16 protein-coding genes are annotated in these 17,314 nt (G+C 61.1%); 9 read left to right on the forward strand and 7 right to left on the reverse strand.

Going from position 1 to position 17,314, the window contains the following annotated elements; genetic code table 11:
- The first annotated feature begins 244 nt into the window (after positions 1-244).
- Positions 245-2,386, forward strand: coding sequence for a catalase HPII (gene katE / locus HX818_RS15350; protein ID WP_003214827.1), 2,142 nt, complete (start codon positions 245-247; stop codon positions 2,384-2,386).
- Between the two features lie 112 nt (positions 2,387-2,498).
- Here the strand turns inward: katE and HX818_RS15355 are convergent, their stop codons facing one another.
- Genes HX818_RS15355 through HX818_RS15370 form a run of 4 tightly spaced genes read right to left on the reverse strand, consistent with a single transcriptional unit; the run spans position 2,499 to position 5,304 of the window.
- The gene (locus HX818_RS15355) at positions 2,499-3,218 is read right to left on the reverse strand and encodes a PA5502 family lipoprotein (RefSeq protein WP_003214825.1); all 720 of its coding nucleotides are present in this window, start codon (positions 3,216-3,218) and stop codon (positions 2,499-2,501) included.
- A 37-nt stretch (positions 3,219-3,255) separates the two neighbouring features.
- The gene (gene znuB, locus HX818_RS15360) at positions 3,256-4,044 is read right to left on the reverse strand and encodes a zinc ABC transporter permease subunit ZnuB (protein ID WP_003214823.1); all 789 of its coding nucleotides are present in this window, start codon (positions 4,042-4,044) and stop codon (positions 3,256-3,258) included.
- A complete protein-coding gene (gene znuC / locus HX818_RS15365) occupies positions 4,037-4,822 on the reverse strand; it encodes a zinc ABC transporter ATP-binding protein ZnuC (RefSeq protein WP_008439630.1) in 786 nt (261 codons plus the stop codon). Before znuC ends, znuB begins: the two co-directional genes overlap by 8 nt.
- Complete coding sequence (locus HX818_RS15370) at positions 4,822-5,304, reverse strand: Fur family transcriptional regulator (RefSeq protein ID WP_003214819.1); 483 nt, start codon at positions 5,302-5,304, stop codon at positions 4,822-4,824. Before HX818_RS15370 ends, znuC begins: the two co-directional genes overlap by 1 nt.
- Before the next feature lie 58 nt (positions 5,305-5,362).
- Here HX818_RS15370 and HX818_RS15375 point away from each other — a divergent pair, with 58 nt between their 5' ends.
- Positions 5,363-6,292, forward strand: a complete 930-nt coding sequence (locus HX818_RS15375) for a zinc ABC transporter substrate-binding protein (RefSeq protein ID WP_008439631.1) — start codon at positions 5,363-5,365, stop codon at positions 6,290-6,292.
- A gap of 127 nt (positions 6,293-6,419) precedes the next feature.
- On the opposite strand, the gene HX818_RS15380 is transcribed toward HX818_RS15375, so the two are convergent.
- Entirely contained in the window at positions 6,420-7,373 is a 954-nt protein-coding gene (locus HX818_RS15380) for a homoserine kinase (RefSeq protein ID WP_102367835.1), read from the reverse strand.
- 56 nt (positions 7,374-7,429) lie between these two features.
- Positions 7,430-7,720, reverse strand: a complete 291-nt coding sequence (locus HX818_RS15385) for a DUF2782 domain-containing protein (RefSeq protein ID WP_003214814.1) — start codon at positions 7,718-7,720, stop codon at positions 7,430-7,432.
- 74 nt (positions 7,721-7,794) lie between these two features.
- Here HX818_RS15385 and polA point away from each other — a divergent pair, with 74 nt between their 5' ends.
- Positions 7,795-10,587 (forward strand): DNA polymerase I, encoded by a 2,793-nt coding sequence (gene polA / locus HX818_RS15390; protein ID WP_177020358.1) that lies wholly within the window; start codon positions 7,795-7,797, stop codon positions 10,585-10,587.
- A 266-nt stretch (positions 10,588-10,853) separates the two neighbouring features.
- Here the strand turns inward: polA and yihA are convergent, their stop codons facing one another.
- Entirely contained in the window at positions 10,854-11,495 is a 642-nt protein-coding gene (yihA, locus tag HX818_RS15395) for a ribosome biogenesis GTP-binding protein YihA/YsxC (protein ID WP_003214811.1), read from the reverse strand.
- A gap of 192 nt (positions 11,496-11,687) precedes the next feature.
- On the opposite strand from yihA, the gene HX818_RS15400 reads away from it, so the two are divergent.
- The 6 genes from HX818_RS15400 to HX818_RS15425 all read left to right on the forward strand — a co-directional run bounded on the left by HX818_RS15400 (position 11,688) and on the right by HX818_RS15425 (position 17,307).
- Positions 11,688-11,990, forward strand: coding sequence for a cytochrome c5 family protein (locus tag HX818_RS15400; protein ID WP_003214809.1), 303 nt, complete (start codon positions 11,688-11,690; stop codon positions 11,988-11,990).
- A 33-nt stretch (positions 11,991-12,023) separates the two neighbouring features.
- Positions 12,024-12,629, forward strand: a complete 606-nt coding sequence (locus tag HX818_RS15405; protein ID WP_102604423.1) for a cytochrome c4 — start codon at positions 12,024-12,026, stop codon at positions 12,627-12,629.
- 169 nt (positions 12,630-12,798) lie between these two features.
- Complete coding sequence (locus HX818_RS15410) at positions 12,799-13,437, forward strand: thiol:disulfide interchange protein DsbA/DsbL (RefSeq protein WP_177020359.1); 639 nt, start codon at positions 12,799-12,801, stop codon at positions 13,435-13,437.
- 10 nt (positions 13,438-13,447) lie between these two features.
- Entirely contained in the window at positions 13,448-14,326 is an 879-nt protein-coding gene (locus HX818_RS15415) for an endonuclease/exonuclease/phosphatase family protein (protein ID WP_177020360.1), read from the forward strand.
- Entirely contained in the window at positions 14,323-16,428 is a 2,106-nt protein-coding gene (locus tag HX818_RS15420) for a GGDEF domain-containing protein (RefSeq protein WP_177020361.1), read from the forward strand. The genes HX818_RS15415 and HX818_RS15420 overlap by 4 nt, the downstream gene beginning before the upstream one ends.
- Positions 16,429-16,530: 102 nt before the next feature.
- Positions 16,531-17,307: an N-acetylmuramoyl-L-alanine amidase gene (locus tag HX818_RS15425; protein ID WP_177020362.1), complete on the forward strand. Its 777-nt coding sequence runs from the start codon at positions 16,531-16,533 to the stop codon at positions 17,305-17,307.
- Positions 17,308-17,314: the final 7 nt, after the last annotated feature.

Raw genomic sequence — 17,314 nt, forward strand, 5'->3', positions numbered from 1 at the left:
AAAAAGGGATCAGCGGTTAGCCGGGCGCGCATTTTAGCCTGTCCGTATAGCGTTTCTTAGCATTTATTTCTCATCCGACCAGCGATTTGGCAATAACGCGATCAAAGGTCATAAAAAAGGAACGGTACAAAACCGTGTCAGTCACTACATAAGCAACTCGAAACTCCCAGGTGCCGTGCCTGGGGTTTTGCTCAAGAAGAGCCGGGGATCGCTCTGGCCTACGCAAACGAGGAGTTTTTGTCTGATGAGTACTAAAAAGCCAGTTACCCCGCCCAAGAGCGAACTTGCGGGTACCGACACTCTGGACCGTGGCAACACCAACGCCAAGCTGCAAAGCCTGGAAACATTCCGCTCCGACGCGACGGGCCAGGCGCTGCGCACCAACCAGGGCGTGAAGGTTTCCGATAACCAGAACAGCTTGAAGGTCGGCTCCCGTGGCCCATCGCTGCTGGAAGACTTCATCATGCGTGAAAAAATCACGCACTTTGACCATGAGCGGATCCCGGAACGCATCGTCCATGCCCGGGGCACCGGTGCCCACGGCTATTTCCAGACCTATGAAAATCATTCGGCGCTGACCAAGGCCGGGTTCCTGCGTAACCCGGAACATAAAACCCCGGTATTTGCGCGCTTCTCCACGGTTCAGGGCCCACGCGGCTCCGGCGATACCGTGCGTGACGTGCGTGGCTTTGCCGTGAAGTTCTTCACCGACGAAGGTAACTTCGACCTGGTGGGCAACAACATGCCGGTGTTTTTCATTCAGGACGCGATCAAGTTTCCTGACTTCGTGCATGCGGTAAAACCTGAGCCCCACAACGAGATTCCTACCGGCGGCTCAGCCCACGATACGTTCTGGGATTTTGTCTCGCTGCAGCCGGAGTCGGCGCACATGGTGATCTGGGCCATGTCTGACCGGGCCATTCCAAAAAGCCTACGGACCATGCAGGGGTTTGGCGTGCACACCTTCCGCCTGGTGAACGCCGAGGGCAAATCCAACTTCGTCAAATTCCACTGGCGGCCTACCGTCGGCACCTGCTCCCTGGTGTGGGACGAGGCGCAGAAGCTGGCGGGCAAAGACACGGACTTCCACCGTCGTGACCTGTGGGAATCCATTGAAAGTGGCGATTACCCGGAATGGGAATTGGGCGTGCAGATCATCGCCGAAGAAGACGAGCATAAGTTCGACTTCGATATTCTCGACCCGACCAAGCTGATCCCCGAAGAGCTGGTGCCGATCACGCCGCTGGGCAAGATGGTGCTCAACCGCAACCCGGACAACTACTTTGCCGAGACCGAGCAAGTGGCGTTCTGCCCGGGGCATATCGTGCCGGGCATCGACTTCTCCAATGACCCGCTGCTGCAAGGCCGTCTGTTTTCCTACACCGATACGCAGATCAGCCGACTCGGCGGGCCGAACTTTCACGAGTTGCCGATCAACCGTCCGGTAGCGCCGTTCCATAACGGCCAGCGCGATGCCATGCACCGCACCACCATCGACAAGGGCCGCGCGTCCTACGAGCCGAACTCGATTGATGGCGGCTGGCCGAAAGAAACTCCGCCCGCGGCGCAGGACGGTGGTTTTGAGACGTATCCGGAGCGCATTGATGCCCACAAGATCCGTGAGCGCAGCGAGTCGTTCGGTGATCACTTCTCCCAGGCGCGCTTGTTTTTCCGCAGCATGAGCAAGCACGAGCAGGAGCACATCATCGCCGCCTACAGCTTTGAGCTGGGCAAGGTGGAGCGTGAATTTATTCGCGCTCGCCAGGTGAATGAGATCCTCGCCAACATCGACCTCGAACTGGCCAAGCGTGTGGCGCAGAACCTGGGCTTGCCAGCACCGACTAAAGGTACGGTGCCAGAGCGCAAGACGTCTCCGGAACGCTCGCCAGCGTTGAGCCAGGCCAATTTGCTGTCGGGTGATATCAAGACCCGCAAGGTGGCGATTCTGGCGGCGAACGGTGTTGATGGTGCGGCGATTGATGCCTTGAAGAAGGCGCTTGAGGCCGCAGGTGCGCATGCGAAGTTGCTGGGGCCTACCTCGGCGCCGGTAACGACGGCGGATGGCAAGAGCCTGCCGGTGGATGCTTCCATGGAAGGCTTGCCTTCGGTGGCGTTCGATGCGGTGTTTGTGCCGGGTGGCGCCAAGTCGGTTCAGGCGTTGAGCGCTGATGGTGTGGCGTTGCATTACCTGCTGGAGGCCTACAAGCACTTGAAAGCAATTGCCCTGGCCGGTGAGGCGAAGCAGTTGCTGGATGTGCTGAAGCTTGAGGCGGATGCGGGCTTGATTGTGGGCGGCGACGCGAAGGCGTTTAAGGCGTTCTTTGCGGCGATTGCCCAGCATCGGGTCTGGGATCGGGAGCCGAAGGCTAAAGCTGTTCCGGCTTAAGCTATTGGTTGTTTGTTAGACCGCTTTCGCGAGCAAGCCCGCTCCCACATTTGACCGCATTCCAAAGTTGGAACTCGGTTAAATGTGGGAGCGGGCTTGCTCGCGAATGGCGTTATTCAGTCTTACGCGGAATCAGCACGACCTGCGCCGGAACCTTCTTCAGGATCTGCCGGTGAATCTTCAGGTCATACCCCGAATCGATGCGCTTCACCCGTTTGGTCAGCAACGTGGCCAGCCATGGGTAATCTTCGGTGCGCGGTGCCTGGATGCTCACATCGCACTGGTAATTCACCACATCGGTGGCGATCTCATCCAGTTGATGGCGCAGCGCCTCGATATCGGTGAGGTTCAGCGCAACCGTAGTGCTTGGCGCTGCCGGGTCGATGACCTTGGCCGGCGGCTTGGCTTCGGCGGCTTTCAGGGCGGCCTCGGCTTTGTCCAGCTCGACTTTACGGGCATGGGCGATCGCACTGTTGACGCCACCGGTCAGCGCCGGAGCCTTGGGCATCAATGCCCGTGCGCGGCTCAGGGCCGTCGCGGCAGCGTTGACATCACCCTTTTGCAGGACGATCTGGCTGCGCTGCAAATAGGCTTCGGCCAGTTGGCGCTGATAAGGCTCCAGCGCCGGATCGTTGGGCGACTGGGCCTGCAAGGCGGCCAGCTCGTCTTCGGCGGTGGCCAGTTCACTGCTGGCGAGGTTTTGCTCCAGCTGTGCGATGGCCGCAGCACGTGCGTCCGGCGCCTGGGGGGCGGCGGGCGGGGTGCTTTGGCAGGCGCCCAGCAGCAAGGAAAATGCGGCAAGGAGCAGATAACGGGCGTTGAACAGCTTCATTCCTGCGACTCTCTAATTGCGCAAAAAGCGAGCAAGTCTACACCCCACGACGGGGCAGGACAAAACTCAGCAGAAACAGGGCGGCCGCCGTGACCACAATCGACGGCCCGGCCGGGGTGTCCTTGAACCAGGACAGCGCCAAGCCACCACACACCGCGAGCATCCCCAGAAGGCTGGCGCCGAGCGCCATTTGCTCCGGCGAGCGGGCGTGACGCTGGGCCGCAGCAGCCGGGATGATCAGCAGCGATGTGATCAACAATACGCCGACAATCTTCATCGCGACAGCGATCACCACGGCGATCAGCAGCATCAGGGTCATGCGCAGCGCCGCCACGGGCAAGCCTTCGACGGTGGCCAGTTCTTCGTGAACGGTGATCGCCAGCAGCGGGCGCCACAGCGTCACCAGCAGCACCAGCACTGCCGCGCTGCCACCTAGAATCCACGCCAGGTCGGTGGGGCTGATTGCCAGCAGGTCGCCGAACAGGTAGGCCATCAGGTCGATGCGCACTTCATGCATGAAGCTCAGCACCACCAGGCCCAGGGACAAGGTGCTTGGGGCCAGGATGCCCAGCAGGGTATCGGAGGCCAGCGGCTGACGCTGTTGCAGGGTCACCAGCAGCACAGCCAGCAGCAGGCAGCCGACGGTGACGGCAATGGTCGGGCTCACATCCAGCAGAAATCCCATGGCCACGCCCAGCAGCGCAGCGTGGGACAGGGTGTCGCCAAAATAGGCCATGCGCCGCCAGACCACGAACGAGCCCAGTGGGCCCGCCACCAGCGCCAGAGCCAAGCCTGCCAGCAGGGCGTAGAGCAGAAAATCAGCCATGCTTGCAGCTATCTCCATGAACGTGGGTGTGGGATGCGGTGGAGTCATCGACTACAGCGCCATGCAGGTCATGGGCGTGGTCGTGATGGTGGTGGTAGATCGCCAGGCTCTGGGCGTTCTTGCCGAACAGCTCGACGAAAGCCGGGTCACCGCTGACCTGTTCCGGGTGGCCGGAGCAGCACACGTGGCGATTGAGGCACACCACCTGGTCGGTGGTGCTCATCACCAGGTGCAGGTCGTGGGAGACCATCAGCACGCCGCAGCCATGGCGGTCCCGCAGGCGGGTGATCAGGCTGTACAGCTCGGCCTGGCCGGCGACGTCGACGCCCTGTACGGGTTCATCCAGTACCAGCAATTCCGGCTCGCGCAGCAGGGCGCGGGCCAGCAGCACGCGCTGCATTTCGCCGCCGGAGATGCTTTGCACCGGGCTGTCGATCACCTGTTCGGCGCCCACTTCCTTGAGGGCGGACTGTGCGCGGGCACGGTCGACACCGGGCACCAGGCGCAGGAAGCGCAGCACCGAGAGGGGCAAGGTCGGGTCCACATGCAGCTTCTGCGGCATGTAGCCGACCCGCAGCCTCGGCTTGCGCCACACGCTGCCGCTGTCGGGCTTGAGCAGGCCGAGTACGGCGCGCACCAGGGTGGTCTTGCCGGCACCGTTGGGGCCGATCAGCGTGACGATCTGACCTGGCTCGACGCTCAGGGCGATGTTGTCCAGCACGTTTTGCCCGGCGAACGTGACCCCGACCTGCTCCAGGCGGATTAACGCAGTGCTCATCAAGCCCCCTGGCAGCCCGAGCACACACCGACGACTTCGACGGTTTGCCCTTCGACCTTGAAGCCGACGTCGCCGGCGCTCTTGATGATGCTGTCGCTGATGCTTTTTTGCTCAAGTTCGATGGCGGCGTGGCACTCGCGGCAAATCAGGAACTGGCCCTGGTGCGCGTGTTCCGGGTGGTTACAGCCGACAAAGGCGTTGAGCGATGAGATGCGGTGCACCAGGCCGTTGTCCAGCAGGAAGTCCAGCGCGCGGTACACCGTGGGCGGCGCGGCGCGGCGGCCGTCCTGCTCGCTGAGCACGCCGAGGATGTCGTAGGCACCCAGCGGCTTGTGGCTTTGCCACACCAGCTCCAGCACCCGGCGACGCAGGGCGGTCAGGCGCAGCCCTTGGCGCGCGCACAGTGCGTCGGCCTCTGACAGTGCGCTGTGCACGCAGTGAGAGTGGTCATGGGGACGGCTGGCAAGCGGTGTTTTAGGCATGAGCGGCGACAGATATTTGTGAGAGACGTTATTATGTTACCTGTTCCTGCCTCCTTGAGTGGTCATCGTGTCCAGACTTTTTCCCGTTTTTGTCGTATTTGTCACCAGTTTGCTGCTTGCCGGTGCCGCTCAGGCGGAGGTTCGGGTGCTGACCAGTATCAAACCGTTACAACTGATTGCTGCTGCTGTGCAGGATGGCGTGGCGATTCCCGAGGTATTGCTGCCGCCGGGCGCTTCGCCGCATAACTATGCGTTGCGCCCTTCCGACGTACGGCGCGTGCAGTCGGTGGACCTGCTGTATTGGATCGGCCCGGACATGGAAAGCTTTCTGCCGCGCGTCTTGAAAGGCCGCAGCTTGCCGACGGTGGCGGTGCAGGACCTTCCGGGAATGAAACTGCGTCGGTTCGCCGAAGATAGCCACTCCCATGCTGAAGATGCCGACGAACATGATCATGACCATCGCCCGGGCAGCCTGGATGCGCATTTGTGGCTGTCGACGGTCAACGCCCGGGTGATTGCAAACCGCATGGCGGCGGACCTCAGCGCTGCCGACCCGGCGAACGCCGAGCGTTACCAGAGCAACGTGAAGGCCTTTGATGGCCGTATGGATGCACTGGACGCGCGCTTGAAGGCACGTATGGCGGACGTCGCCGGCAAGCCGTACTTCGTGTTCCATGAAGCCTTCGATTACTTCGAAGATGCCTACGGCCTCAAGCACACCGGAGTGTTCAGCGTGGCCGCAGAAGTGCAGCCGGGTGCCCAGCATGTGGCAGCGATGCGTACGCGTTTGCAGGAAGTGGGCAAGACTTGTGTGTTCAGCGAGCCGCCGTTGCGCCCGCGCCTTGCGGAAACGCTGGTGGCGGGTTTGCCGGTGAAGCTGGCGGAGCTGGATGCGTTGGGCGGCTACACGCCGGCCTCCGCCCAGGGGTATGAGCAGGTGCTGGAGAAGCTGGGGAATGACCTGGCTGGGTGCCTGGAGTCGCTCTGACAGACGCCGCATAACCACTGTGGGAGCGGGCTTGCTCGCGAATGCGGTGGATCAGCCAGCGCATCTGGTGACTGAAACTCCGCATTCGCGAGCAAGCCCGCTCCCACATTTTGATCGCGTACGATCTTTACAGCGCGAACGGCAGCGGGGTCTTGACCTGCTGGCGTTGCGCCAGGCGCACTTGAAACTCGCGCGGGTCGTGAATCAGCACGTCCTGCCCGGCGAACGATTCCGCCGCAATCAGGCGTGACAGCCAGAACCGCACACAGGCCACACGCAGCATGGTCGGCCACAGCTCTGCTTCCTTGGCCGTGAACGGCCGCAAGCCCGCATAAGCCCCCAGCAACGCCCGCGCCCGTTGGCCGTCGATCACGCCGTCGGCGTCCGAGCACCAGTCGTTCAGGGCGATCGCCACGTCGTATAGCATCGGCCCCGAGCAGGCGTTGTAGAAGTCGATCAGCCCGGTCAGGTGCGTGCCTTCGAACATCGCGTTGTCGCGAAACAGGTCGGCGTGGATGTTTGCCCGGGGCAGCGCGAGGATCTGCGCCTTGTGCGCCTCGATCTCATCCAGCGCCGCTTGCAACAGGCCGCGTTGTTCCGCGTCGAGGTGCGAGATCAGCTGCGCGCCTTCGCTGAGCATCCAGTCCAGCCCGCGATCGGTCTTGCGTTCCAGCACCTTCTCGCCTTGGGTGGCGAGGTGCAGGTGCCCGAGCAATTCGCCCACTTGCACGCAATGCTGGGCGTTGGCGTCCTTGATGTGCTTGCCCGCTAGCCGCGGTTGCAACAGCGCCGGTTTGCCCGCCAACTCGCGCAAGGCCACGCCGTCGGTGGTACGCAGGGCGTAAGGCACTGGCAGGTCGGCGTCATGGAGCACGTCCAGCAGTTCGATGAAGAACGGCATTTCCTGCACGGGGCCGCGTTCGACCAGGGTCAGGACAAATTCGCCCTGTTCCAGGCTGATGAAGAAATTGGTGTTTTCACTACCAGCGGCAATCCCCTGGAAATCAAGCAGGCGGCCGAGCCCGTAAGGGGCAAGAAAGGTTTCCAGCTCGGGCCGAGCCAGGGGGGTGAACACAGACATGGTTAAAACTGCCGTTACGGGCGCTGCGGGGAGCAGCGCCGATTAAAGTTAAGAAATCATTTCCATTCGAAGATCTTCCATGACGGGATCAGCATATCCGGCTGGTCAGAGCGGATGAAGTTCGCATCGGTTCCGTCCGCGCGCACCAGGAAGTAAGGCGGAAAGCCTTTCTGGGTCACCTTGATCGCGTACAGGAAACCATTCTGGCGGTATTCCTGAATGGTCTTGTCGCCTTCCGTGCGAATGGTGACTTCCGGGTCGCCCGAAGGGGCAGTATCTGCCGCCATGGCCACCATCGGAGTGAGTGCAATCAAGCCGGTCAACAACAGGCGATTTACTGTACGCATGATAACCTTGTCCCTTTGTCGTCATTGGTCCGGCTATTCTAGCGCCTGACCCGCCGAAAAGGTTGATCCTGCTCATGAGCCAAGCCCCCCTCGTCCTGGTGGACGGTTCTTCTTACCTGTACCGCGCCTTTCACGCGCTGCCGCCGCTCACCACTTCCAAAGGCCTGCCTACCGGCGCGGTCAAGGGCGTGTTGAACATGCTCAAAAGCCTGCGCAAGCAATACCCGAACAGTCCGTTCGCGGTGGTGTTCGACGCCAAGGGCGGGACATTTCGCGATGAGCTGTACGCCGAATACAAGGCCAACCGCGCGAGCATGCCCGATGACATGCGCGTGCAGATCGAGCCGCTGCACCAGAGCGTGATCGCCCTGGGCTTCCCGCTGCTGTGCGTCGAAGGCGTCGAAGCGGACGACGTGATCGGCACCCTGGCCCGCAGCAGCGCGGCCGCCGACCGTCCGGTGGTGATTTCCACCGGCGACAAGGACATGGCGCAGCTGGTCGACGGGCACATTACCTTGGTCAACACCATGACCGGTAGCGCCATGGACGTTGAGGGCGTGAAGGAGAAATTCGGTGTCGCTCCCGAGCAGATCATCGATTACCTGGCGTTGATGGGCGATTCGTCCGACAACATCCCGGGCGTTCCGGGCATTGGTCCGAAGACGGCTTCCGGCCTGTTGGTAGGCGTCAACGGCGGCTTGAAGGAGCTCTACGAGCAGCTCGATATCGTGCCGACCTTGCCGATTCGTGGTGCCAAGACCCTGGTCGCCAAACTGGAAGAGCATAAGGCGAGTGCGTTCCTGTCCTACGAGCTGGCAACGATCAAGATCGACGTGCCGCTGGACGTGGGCCTGGATGATTTGCACCTGATCGAGCCGGATCGCGAGAAGCTGCTGGAGCTGTATACGCTGCTGGAGTTCAAGAGCTGGATTGACGAGATTCAACGCGATGCCAAGCGCGTCGAGTTGAGCGCTGCTCCTTCGGCCGCGGTCGCCGAGGAAGCGGTTGAGGTGGTCGCGCCGGTTTCTGTGGAGCCGGTGTACGAAACCATCCTCACCCAGGCCCAGTTCGATGTCTGGCTGAAGAAGCTCAACGACGCCAAGCTGTTCGCCTTTGATACCGAGACCACCGGGATCGACGCCCAGAAAGCGCAACTGGTGGGTGTGTCGTTTGCCGTACAGGCCCATGAAGCGGCCTACATTCCGCTGACCCACTCCTACATCGGCGCGCCGGAACAGCTGGATCGGGACACTGTGCTGCTGGCCCTGAAGCCGTTGCTCGAAGACCCGGAAAAACTCAAGGTCGGCCAGCACGCCAAGTTCGACATGAACATCCTGGCCAACTGCGCCATCGGTGGTGACCCGGCACACGGCATCACCGTGCGCGGCATTGCCTTCGACACCATGCTTGAATCCTATGTGCTGAACTCCGTGGCGACGCGCCACGACATGGACAGCCTGGCGAAGAAGTACCTGGACCACGACACCGTCAGCTTCCAGGATATCGCCGGCAAAGGCGCCAAGCAGCTGACATTCGACCAGATTGCCCTGGAGCAAGCTGGCCCTTACGCGGCGGAAGACGCGGATGTGACCCTGCGTTTGCACCAGGAACTGCACAAGCAGCTTGCCGCTATTCCTTCCCTGGCCAGCGTATTGTCCGACATCGAGATGCCGCTGGTGCCCGTGCTGGCGCGCATTGAGCGTCAGGGCGCCCTGGTGGATGCCGCCTTGCTGGGCATCCAGAGCATCGAGCTGGGCAACAAGATGGTCGACCTCGAGCGCCAGGCGTATGAAATCGCCGGCGAGGAATTCAACCTGGGCTCGCCCAAGCAGTTGGGTGCGATTCTCTACGAGAAACTCGGGCTGCCGGTGTTGAAGAAGACCGGCAAGGGCCAGGCCTCGACGGCCGAGGAAGTCTTGGCCAAATTGGCTGAAGATGACTACCCACTGCCGAAAGTGCTGATGCAGTACCGCAGCATGAGCAAGTTGAAAAGCACCTACACCGACCGTTTGCCGGAGCAGATCAATCCGCGCACCGGTCGCGTGCACACTTCCTATCACCAGGCCGTAGCAGCAACCGGGCGCCTGTCCTCCAGCGATCCAAACCTGCAGAACATTCCGGTGCGTACCGCTGAAGGCCGGCGTATCCGCCAGGCATTTGTCGCGCCCAAGGGCTACAAGCTGCTGGCGGCGGACTACTCGCAGATCGAGCTGCGCATCATGGCGCATTTATCGAAGGACGAAGGCTTGCTGAATGCGTTCCGCGACGACCTGGACGTGCACACCGCCACGGCGGCCGAAGTGTTCAAGGTTGAGTTGACCGAGGTCACGTCCAATCAGCGTCGCAGTGCCAAGGCGATCAACTTTGGCCTGATCTACGGCATGGGCGCCCAGAAGCTGGGCAAGGACATCGGCGTCGACACCAAGACCGCCAAGGCTTACATCGATGTGTACTTCGCCCGCTATCCGGGGGTGCGCGAGTACATGGAGCGCACCCGTGCCCAGGCGGCTGATCAGGGTTATGTGGAAACCCTGTTCGGGCGCCGCCTGTACCTGCCGGAGATCAATTCCAACAAGCCTCAGGAGCGTGCTGGCGCCGAGCGTACGGCAATCAACGCGCCGATGCAGGGCACTGCGGCCGATATCATCAAGAAGGCCATGGTCAAGGTCGACAACTGGCTGACGGACTCGGGCCTGGACGCCAAGGTCATCCTTCAAGTGCACGATGAATTGGTGCTGGAGGTACGTGAGGACCTGGTGGCTGAAGTCAGCGCGAGGATTCGTGAACACATGAGCGAGGCGGCAAAGCTGGATGTGCCGCTGGTGGTAGACGTCGGCGTGGGCGACAACTGGGACGAAGCGCACTAAACCTGGGGCCTGGGCCGCGGCATCATGCCGCGGCAGCGCTTTAGATCGGAAAACGCGGCGGGTTATTTCCAATAGTTTTTTGAACGTGCCGGAACTTAACCCGTGAATTGCTACTCAGAGTTACTGAATGGGTGGTGAAGCCCTTCAATGCTCCTATGTTGTGTTAAGTGTTGGCAGATATCTGGACCCCGCCCTAGCGGTCCGGAACTTGGACCCCGAACTTCCCCTCCCCATACGAAGTCCGGGGTTTTTTTTGCCCCGAGTTTTTACTCGGCGGCTTCCGAACCCTTGTCAGCCAGTTCCATCCAACCTGCCAATACAGTGTAGGCATCTTCCAGCCCCATGCGTTTTGGCGCCGAGAACAACTGGATAGTCACCGCATCACCCCAACCCTTACGGATTTCCGCCTGCACTTTGAGCAGGGTGTTCTTGGCTGCGCCGTAGGTCAGCTTGTCGGCCTTGGTCAGCAGGACGTGCATCGGCATGCCGCTGGCGACGGCCCAATCGAGCATCAACAGGTCGAAGTCGGTCATTGGATGACGGATGTCCATCATCAGAATCAAACCCTTCAAACTCTCCCGGCCACCCAGATACGCTTCGAGGTGACGCTGCCAGTGCAGCTTCAGCGGGATAGGTACTTTTGCATAACCGTAGCCCGGCAGGTCGACCAGACGCCGATCATCGTCTAGCTTGAAGAAGTTGAGGAGCTGTGTGCGCCCCGGGGTTTTCGAGGTGCGGGCCAGGCTGGCGTGGGTCAGGGTGTTCAGCGCGCTGGATTTGCCGGCGTTGGAACGGCCGGCGAATGCGACTTCGAAGCCTTCGTCATCGGGGCATTGGTCGACTTTGGCGGCGCTGAGCATGAAGGTGGACTGTTGGCACAGGCCGAGGATGGGATTCTTGAGTTGCATGAGTTTTCCGATGTGGGCGGTGCCGGGAATAGGTGCGGCAAGCGGTGTCGTTTCCGTTTCAGTAGCGCCAGTATATAATGCCGCAGATTTTGTGTGTGCTTTGTCCCAGCGAAGGATGAAGTTCACGGGAGCGATAGACCTTTATTGCGCATTAGAACGCAAAACGCTCTCAAACCCTGAAAGGGTCGATGTATGACCAAGTGGCTGCTGGCCTTCGGTTTCTTGATGCCACTTTACAGTGCGCAGGCTACACAGGAACCGGAGGCTGTGTACAACCGCTTTTGCGGGGCCTGCCATGCCGGACAGCTGCCCAACGCCCCTGGACGGGGTGACCAGGCAGCCTGGAAGCCAAGATTGGCTCAAGGTATGGACACGCTGGTGCAACACGTGACCCAGGGTTTCAAGGCGATGCCGCCGCGTGGTTTGTGCATGGACTGCAGTACCGAGGATTACCATGCCGTCATTCAGTTGATGGTGAGTGAACCCGGTCCATAACTCTTTAACCCTTAGCCGTAGTTGGATTAGCTGATGAACAAACTGATCGTGAGTCTGCTGTTGACCCTGGGCATCACCGGTGTTGCCCATGCCGCAGGCGACGCCACTGCTGGCCAGGCGAAAGCCGCCGTATGTGGTGCTTGCCATGGACCGGACGGTAATAGCCCGGCGCCTAACTTTCCAAAACTGGCCGGCCAGGGTGAGCGTTACCTGACCAAGCAGATGCACGACATCAAGGACGGCAAGCGTACGGTCCTGGAAATGACCGGCTTGTTGACCAACCTCAGCGATCAGGACCTGGCGGATATCGCGGCGTATTTTGCCAGCCAGAAAGGCAGTGTGGGAGCTGCTGATGCGAAACTGGTGACCCGCGGTGAAGAATTGTTCCGCGGCGGCAACCTGGAAAAAGGCATGCCTTCCTGCATCGGTTGCCACTCGCCTAACGGCGCAGGCCTTGCTGCTGCGGGCTTCCCGCACTTGAGCGGGCAGCATGCCCAGTACATCGGCAAACAGCTGACAGACTTCCGCGAAGGCAATCGCACCAACGACGGCGATACCAAGATCATGCAGAGCATCGCCGCGAAACTCAGCAACAAGGACATCGAAGCCGTGTCCCAATACATCCAGGGCCTGCACTAAGTGCCCCGGCTACGTTAACGCTCGATTAATCCGTCGATGCAAGCATAAAAAGGGTGGCCCAGGCCGCCCTTTTTTGTGGCCGGTGCCGTTACACTAACGAACTCATGCCCGCGTAGACCTGTCACAACAAAGGTCGCGTGAGGCGACTTTATTTGTCCAGGAGTAAAGCATGCGTAATCTGATCCTCAGCGCCGCTCTCGTCACTGCCAGCCTTTTCGGCATGACCGCACAAGCTGCCGATAATGTGCCGCTTGAAGCCGGTAAAACCTACGTTGAGCTGGCCAATCCTGTGCCGGTTTCCGTACCGGGCAAGATCGAAGTGGTGGAGCTGTTCTGGTATGGCTGCCCGCATTGCTACGCCTTTGAGCCAGTCATCAATCCGTGGGTCGAGAAGCTGCCTCAGGACGTGAACTTCAAACGTATTCCTGCCCTGTTCGGCGGCCCATGGGACGCCCACGGCCAGCTGTTCATTACCCTGGACACCATGGGTGTAGAACACAAGGTTCACGCGGCTGTCTTCAATGCCATCCAGAAAGAAGGCAAGCGCCTTGTGAAGCCTGAAGACATGGCCGATTTCGTCGCCACCCAAGGCGTCGACAAAACCAAGTTCCTGGAGACATTCAACTCGTTCGCTGTGAAGGGCAAGATGGCCCAATACAAGGAACTGGCCCAGAAATACGGCGTGCAAGGCGTACCGACGCTGATCGTCAACGGCAAATACCGCTTTGACATCGGCAGTGCCGGCGGCGAAGAGAAAGCACTGAACGTGGCTGACCAGTTGATCGCCAAAGAGCGCGCAGCCAAGTAAGGGGCCCGTCATGCGTCGCTGGGGTACTGAACGTGTCGTTGGCCTGCATGACCCGAAGGTCAACGAACACCACCTTGAATCCACGGGCCTGCCGGCAGACAGTCGGCTGCGTCTGCTCAGTTTCAATATCCAGGTGGGCATCAGCACCGAGAAATACCGGCACTACCTGACCCGTGGCTGGCAGCACCTGCTGCCCCACAATGGGCGTGCCGGTAATCTGCAGAAGATCGGCGACCTGCTGGGCGACTTCGACCTGGTAGCCCTGCAGGAGGCCGATGGTGGCAGCCTGCGTTCCGGCTACATCAACCAGGTCGAACACCTTGCGCAACTCGGTGCCTTTCCCTACTGGTATCAACAACTCAATCGCAACCTCGGCAAACTCGGCCAGCACAGCAATGGTGTGCTCAGCCGTCTGAAACCGTGGGCGATCGAGGACCACCCGTTGCCTGGCCCGAAAGGCCGCGGTGCAATTCTCGTACGATTCGGCGAAGGGCCGGAAGCATTGGTCGTGGTGATGATGCACCTCGCACTGGGGGCTCGAACCCGAACCATGCAGTTGGCCTACATCCGTGAGTTGATTGGCGGCTACAAACACCAGGTGCTGATGGGTGACATGAACACCCATGCCACAGACCTGCTACAGAATTCCCCGTTGCGCGACCTTGGGTTGCTGGCGCCGCAAGTCGAAGCCACCTTTCCCAGCTGGCGACCGCAACGTTGTCTTGATCACATCCTGCTCAGCCCGACCCTGACACTCGAAAGTGTGCAGGTACTGGCGCAGCCCATCTCCGATCACCTGCCCGTCGCGGTAGAGATTCGTCTGCCGGGTTCGCTCACGGCTGATGCATTGCCCGTGTTGAGCCCCGGCCCTCGCGGACCCCTTGCATGAGCGACGACGCCCAGCGTTGGAAAGAGAAATACCTTAAAAGCGTCGAGCAACAAGAAAAGCTCGAGCGTCGCTGGGCCGCCCGCCTCGACCTGCTGCGCCGAGGGCTGGTGCGCAGCACCCTGGCGGCAGAAGGGACCGACCGAGCGGTTGACCAATGCATGAAGGAAATGCGCGATGTGGTGCGCACCGACGACATGGACGCCGCCCTCGCTGCATTGCTGCCGCGCCTGGAAAAGGCCGTGCTGGATTCGGAGCAGCGCCGCGAAACCCGGGTTGACCAGATCGGCAGCGCGTTGACGGCCCTGGTCACTCAGTTGCAGAAACTGCCCTTGCCACGGGACGTGAGTCGCCCGCTGAAGGCTTTCGCCAAGCAGCTGGACGGTCGGGTCGGCCAGGCGCGGGAGATCCCGCTGTTGCTGAGCGAGCTGAGCGGCCTGCAGGGGCAGGCGCTGAGTAACCTGGAGCCGGAGGGCGAAACCAGCCGTTCGAGCCCGGGGCTGTTGCAGCGTCTGTTTGGCACCAAGGACGCAATCGACACGCCGGAGGTTGAAGCGCCCACGCCATCCCGCCCGGCTTCTCCGGCGCCTGCTGCGCCAAAGCCCAGCCCGGTGGGTGAAGTTGAAGCGCCGGCGCAATCGGCGGAACTGGCCCAGGCGCTGCGGGCTTTTGCACCGCAGCCGAAGGTCCCGGCCCCCATCGAATCGCCCCCTGAACCGGTATCGCCAGTAGAGGCTACCGACGCTGTCAGCGAAGCAGTGCCTGTTGTTCCGGCCGTCGCGGTCACAGCGCCTGTCGTCGAGGCACCCGCTACGATTATCGAAACGCCAGAACCCGAGCAACCGATCGAAGCGGAGGTTGAGCTCGAGAGTGCTCTTGCCGCCATGGTCGAGGTGCCAGAGGTGCAGGCCCGTGAGCCGGAGCGGACAGAGATCGGCAGTCTTTCCCTGCCCCCGGTCCTGGCCGATGAACCGCAAGAATCGCCCGAGCAGGCAGAGCTGAACCCAGACGAGCTGCAAGCGGATCAAGCCTACGCCCTGCCCGACACCCCCGAGCCGTCTTACAGTTCGGTGGCCAAGCACATCGAAGATACCCTGCTCGGCTTACTGGAAGACCTCTCGCTGCCCGAGCGCCATCGGCCCCAGGCCGAAGCCATGCGTGAACGCCTGGCCCACGGATTGAACTGGTACGAATTGCTGCCGATCCTCGATGACCTGGCGGTGTTGATGCTGGCGATCACCGACAGCGGCCAGCACGAGTTTGAAGCCTACCTCAAGCAGCTCAACGATCGTCTCGAGGCGTTCCAGGGGCACCTGCAGGTCGCCAGTGACGGCCACGCCGACAGCCGCTCGGCGGCCAGGGAACTGGATACCCAGATCCGCGAACAAGTGGATGGTTTGCAAACCAGCATGCAGGACGCCGCGGACCTCGACAGCCTCAAGCACGTGCTGGAGAGCCATCTCGAAGGGTTGCTGGGCACCATGGATGAACACCGCCACCAGCGTGACCAGCGCGAACAGGAAGTGGCTGCACGGCTCAAGGGCCTGGCCGAACGGGTCGCCAATATGGAGCAAGAGGCTCAGGGCTACCGTGAACACCTTGAGGTTCAGCGCCAGAAAGCCCTGATCGATCCGCTCACAGGACTACCCAACCGCGCTGCCTGGAGCGAGCGCCTGGAGCAGGAGGTCAACGCCTGGCACCAGCGTGGAAATAACTTGTCACTGGCGATGCTGGACCTCGATCACTTCAAGCGCATCAACGACGGCTATGGTCATCTGGCGGGCGACAAGGTGCTGAAGATCATCGCCACGGTGCTTCGCAAACGCCTGCGGCCGAACGACTTCATCGCGCGTTTTGGCGGTGAAGAGTTTGTGCTGTTGATGCCCAACTCGTCGCTGTCCGATGCGTTGGCGGTGGGCGAAACCCTGCGTGCAGCCATCCAAGCCTGCCCGTTTCACTTCAAGGGCGAGCCGGTGACGATTACGGTGTCCATGGGCATGGCGCAGTTTCAGCCGGGAGAACGCAGCGACCTGGCGCTCAAGCGCGCTGACGAGGCGTTATATCGTGCCAAGGCGGCGGGGCGTAACCAGGTGCAGGCGGCCTGACCGGAAATGTTCCATTTTGTTTAAAACATCGCATTTGGCCGCCTGGCAGCAAACGGTACGTTACACTGTTGCATTATCGTCTTAAGCGTACTATTTGCTGCCATGAAACTTCTGTGTTCTGCCTTTCTGTTTCTCCTGCTCGCCGGTTGCGCGAGCGGCCCTCGCCTGGACACCAGTCATCCGTCGGTGAACCACGACAATCGTGTGCAGTTTGTCGTCGTGCACTACACCTCGGCGTCCCTTGAGCGCTCCCTGGCGCTGTTGACCCATGGCCAGGTCAGCAGTCATTACCTGATCGGTGATGACGCCTCGGCCACCATCTATAAGCTCGTGGATGAAAGCCAGCGCGCCTGGCATGCCGGAGAAAGTGAATGGATGGGCCGCACCTGGCTCAACTCCAGCTCCATCGGGATCGAGATCGTGAACCCGGGTTATCGGGATTTGCCGACGGGCCGCGTCTGGTATCCCTATTCCGAAGCGCAGGTGCAGTCGCTGGTGGTGCTGCTCAAGGACATCACCAAACGCAACGGCATCGACCCGCGAAACATCATCGGCCATAGCGACATTGCCCCGCTGCGCAAGCTGGACCCGGGGCCGTTGTTCCCCTGGAAGCGCCTGGCGGATGAAGGGCTGGGCATGTGGCCGGACGCCAAGGCGGTGGCCCGTTACCAGGTGCAGTACGCAGCCGATCTGCCGAGCATTACCTGGTTCCAGGAAGAGTTGGCGAAGCTGGGCTATCCGACGCCGCAGACGGGCGAGCTGGATGTGGCGACGCGGCATGTGGTGGCCGCGTTCCAGATGCATTTCCGGGCGTCGCTGTTTGATGGGACGCCGGATGCCGAAAGTGCTGCGATCCTGCGGGCGTTGAATCACCAATAACGGTTGG

It is taken from the genome of Pseudomonas sp. F9001, from assembly GCF_013385435.1.
Classification (GTDB): domain Bacteria; phylum Pseudomonadota; class Gammaproteobacteria; order Pseudomonadales; family Pseudomonadaceae; genus Aquipseudomonas.